At 63.2% G+C, this 560-nt stretch carries 1 protein-coding gene; it reads left to right on the top strand.

The window, feature by feature from the left end; translation table 11 throughout:
* A partial coding sequence (locus F0311_RS12840) for a transposase (RefSeq protein ID WP_150462344.1) occupies positions 1–552 on the top strand: 552 nt, incomplete at its 5' end.
* Positions 553–560 lie beyond the last annotated feature (8 nt).

The raw sequence follows: 560 nt of genomic DNA, 5'->3' as shown, positions 1-560 counted from the left end.
CGTCGACCCCCGACCCACACTCAGATCGGAATGGTGGCACGCTGGCGATCTCGCGATGAAGACCTCGGCACTGCAACTGCTCGGACTGAGGCCATTCGACTAGCAAAACGGGTGGTCGAACTCGACGAGCAGATCGCCGCCAACAGTGCCCGCATGGATGAACTCGTCCAAGGCAGCCAGGCAGCACCGCTGCTGGAAAAGACCGGCATCGGGTCCGTGACCGCTGCGATCTGCCTGACTGCCTGGTCCCATCATGGCCGGGTGCGTTCTGAGGCAGCGTTTGCCTCTCTCGCCGGGGTAAACCCCATTCCTGCGTCCTCGGGGAACACCGTGCGCCACCGGCTCAACCGCGGCGGTGACAGGCGCCTGAACCAGGCCTTGCACATCGCCGTCCTCACCCGCATGACCCACGACCCAGAAACCCGGGCCTACGTCGAGAGGCGACGCGCTGAAGGCCGCACCACCAAAGAGATTCGCCGATGCCTGAAACGCTACCTCGCGCGCCAGATCTACAAGATCCTCAACGCCACGACCATGACTGGACAAACATAGAAGGATCC

This window comes from Nesterenkonia ebinurensis (assembly GCF_008711175.1).
Classification (GTDB): domain Bacteria; phylum Actinomycetota; class Actinomycetes; order Actinomycetales; family Micrococcaceae; genus Nesterenkonia; species Nesterenkonia ebinurensis.
The sequence above is the reverse complement of the archived record's forward strand: the minus strand, read 5'-3'. Positions and strand labels throughout refer to the sequence as shown.